This is a genomic window from Methanothermobacter tenebrarum (genome assembly GCF_003264935.1).
In the GTDB taxonomy this organism is placed as follows: Archaea; Methanobacteriota; Methanobacteria; order Methanobacteriales; family DSM-23052; genus Methanothermobacter_A; species Methanothermobacter_A tenebrarum_A.
This window is the reverse complement of the sequence record NZ_QLOE01000019.1, coordinates 1-2,642: the sequence shown is the minus strand read 5'-3', so window position 1 is coordinate 2,642 and position 2,642 is coordinate 1. Positions and strand designations below refer to the sequence as shown.

The following is a 2,642-nucleotide window of genomic DNA, read 5'->3' as shown; positions in this document are numbered from 1 at the left end:
ATAGGACTCAACATGGCAGCATATGCAACAATAATAGCCTACACAGGCCTCCTAAACATCACAGACGATATCAAAAAATTCATCATAGAACACCAAACATGCATTGGAGGGGACATTATAGATGGGATTCTTTTTATATGGAGTTTAAAAGAGCTTAGTAGTGAAGGTGTCACCTTGGCAAGTGGTATTTTTTCGATTGCTTCTCTACTATTAGTAGAAGGTGATTTAATTGTGAATGTAAGAACGAATTATCTTCCAACTGAATATTGGAAATATGTTTCTTACCATAGAACTTGGCGGCATGGTTATGAACTTAAAAGTTATGTTGGCGAAGACTATTGCATACACTACATTGAAATCCCAAAGAACCCAGATGGTACTTTAAGGTGGGATGAAGCAGTGTATATCTGATTAGGGGGATGATATGATGGTAAAGTACATTTTTTATTTTAGTTATTTCCTTTCTTATTTTACTGCTGCATTGGTTGTGGTTAGTCTCCGTTTCCCCTATATTATCAGCAAATTAATTGTCTATTCCATTTACATAGTGAACATGTTTCTCTTAATTTACCTATTAGGTAAGGATGAGTTGGGAAAAACTGAAAATGAAACTGTCAGAGCACTTGGAGGCTTGCTTGTAATTATAGGCTTCTTTGGCCTTGCATAAAAGAAAAGCAGCCCCCCACGCCCAAAAAAACTGGAAAATCTTAGAAAAAAACCTATAAAAAAATATCACAACTCATGATAATGTTGAAGTCTATGTGGATTTACATTCCAGGATATCCTCAATTATGGTCTTGTGGGCCAAGGGACTTATAGGACTCAACATGGCAGCATATGCAACAATAATAGCCTACACAAGCCTCCTAGACATCACAGACGATATCAAAAAATTCATCATAGAACATCAAACATACATTTCAAATGATTTTGTTGAATATATGCTTCCAGCAGTAATATATGTATTATCGAAATCTGGTGGTGGGGTAATACTTCAGCCAGTTGGTTTGTGTATGGCTATAGGCAATGGGATACTCGATTTTAGGGATCATTATCTCCCAGAGGAATATTGGAAATATATTGCATATCATCGTACATGGGCTCATGGTTATGAGCTTAGGGCTTATGTTGGTGAGGATCATTGTATACACTATATTGAAATACCGAAGAATCCTGATGGTACTCTACGGTGGGATGAAGCAATATATATTTAAGGTGTTGGTTTGTTTGGATTGATAAGCTTTATGTGCTGATTACCTAGGTGTTGGGTTCAGTGGCAGATCTACTAAGCTGTGTTTGGTTTTGGCTTTGAGGTGATTTGTGGTGGAGTGATTGGAGAAAAAGAAGGGGTGGTTCTATGTTAGGTTCAAGAATAATCATAGGCTGTATACTTTTTATATTAGCATTTATAGGTTGTATATTACTGATATTAGGAGGTTTAGGAGAACGGAAAAAGAGGTTGGATTTTCTCTTATATGGAGCTATAGGTGGTGTGTTGCTTGCCATTGGATTTTTTTTCGTTGAAGGGGATGTGGGGGCTTTCGCATTCCTCATAATCTCTTTCATCTTCTTAAATAAGATAGGGAAACTCAACATGGAATGGTTAGCCAAATCCTCCATAATATTAGCATACATCTTTGCTTTAACAATGATAATCCTAAACAGAATATTAATAGGTATTCTTGCTCTAATAGTGGCAACCCTTTTAATCAAAGAATCCAAGACTTCAGTATGAGGGATCCCATCGCATACAACATGGAACGCCAAAGAACCCTGATGGTACTCTACGGTGGGATGAAGCAGTATATTGTTAGTGAGAAGGGTCTTTTTTGGATTATGAATCTTTGTTTGGGAAGGTTTATTTTCTTATTTGTGTTGATATTATTTTATATTTTGTTGGGATTAGGCATTTTAATGGTTTGGTTCCAATAGCGGCCCTTTTAACCGTGTTTATTTATTTCCTTTTATTCTGGTTGCACTTCTTCGTGGATGAGTTGAAGGGAAAAAAAGAAGAAATAAGATGGATGATTGCCATAATCCTTGCATTAATTATATTCGGAACATAAAGAGGAGTTATCATGTTGCCAAGATGAAGGGGGATGTTAAGGTTTTTTTCATTTAATAGACATAAAACAGGAATATTATGGGAGCATACTACACCAGCAAACAGAACTAGCCAAAAAACTTGGGAATGAAATTTTGAATGGGAGTGGTTGGTGGAAATTTATTGGTGTTGCTGGTGTTTCAACAGCCGAAGCAGCTGCACTTGAATTGGGTGTGCTTTCAGCCCCAGAAACACTAGGTTTAGGCTTGGTTATTACCCTGGCTCTAATTATTATCATGGAGCATCCTGAATGGCTACCATACATCGAAGATGCTATGATGATGAGCATGCTACTTTCACCTGGTGGTTTGCCAACATTCATCACCTACACACTACTAACAGGAGACACACAACCAATACAAGAATTAGCAAAAATAATACCTGACAAGGAATGGAAGAAAAGAATTACAAATTGGGGGGAGCTTCCTCAAGTGAATGTCCCATCATCCCCAGACCCTGATGATATAGGAAGGGCTATAAATAATTTAGGTAAACTCATGATGGATGAATGGGATCTGTTCAAGGAGGCTTTAAAGGA

4 protein-coding genes and 1 pseudogene are annotated in these 2,642 nt (G+C 37.2%); all 5 read left to right on the top strand.

Features of this window, described 5'->3' with window-relative positions:
• On the top strand, positions 1-411 hold a 411-nt coding region (locus DPC56_RS08080; protein WP_245924001.1), incomplete at its 5' end, for a hypothetical protein.
• 416 nt (positions 412-827) lie between these two features.
• Positions 828-1,214 carry a hypothetical protein gene (locus DPC56_RS08070; protein ID WP_112094558.1) on the top strand — a complete coding sequence of 129 codons (387 nt, stop codon included), beginning with the start codon at positions 828-830 and terminating at the stop codon, positions 1,212-1,214.
• Between the two features lie 143 nt (positions 1,215-1,357).
• Positions 1,358-1,735: a hypothetical protein gene (locus tag DPC56_RS08065; RefSeq protein WP_245923997.1), complete on the top strand. Its 378-nt coding sequence runs from the start codon at positions 1,358-1,360 to the stop codon at positions 1,733-1,735.
• Between the two features lie 94 nt (positions 1,736-1,829).
• A complete protein-coding gene (locus tag DPC56_RS08060) occupies positions 1,830-2,066 on the top strand; it encodes a hypothetical protein (protein ID WP_048060734.1) in 237 nt (78 codons plus the stop codon).
• A 133-nt stretch (positions 2,067-2,199) separates the two neighbouring features.
• Positions 2,200-2,642 (top strand): annotated as a pseudogene (locus DPC56_RS08055) (hypothetical protein); the annotation flags it as partial.